This window comes from Pseudomonas sp. AC463 (assembly GCF_979253585.1).
On the sequence record NZ_CEEDDZ010001063.1, the window covers coordinates 1 to 243 of the forward strand.

Annotated in this window: 1 pseudogene; it reads left to right on the top strand. The window is 64.2% G+C overall.

Features of this window, described 5'->3' with window-relative positions:
* Positions 1–243, top strand: a pseudogene (locus AC0IYH_RS33520) (tRNA 2-selenouridine(34) synthase MnmH); the annotation flags it as partial.

A 243-nucleotide genomic window follows, 5' to 3' on the forward strand; every position in this document is an offset into this window, starting at 1 on the left:
TCGAGCTGTTCGCCGAGCGACTGCTACAGCCCCTCGACAATATCTATAAGCGCCTGGGTGGCGAACGGCACCAGCGCCTGCTGGCGATCATGCAGGCCGCTCTGGACGAGCAACAGCGCAGCGGCAAGGTCGACCTGCACCGCGGCTGGATCGAAGGCCTGCTGCGCGAATACTACGACCCTATGTACGCCTACCAGCGCGAGGCCAAGGCCGAGCGCATCGTGTTTGCCGGCGACGAAGCAT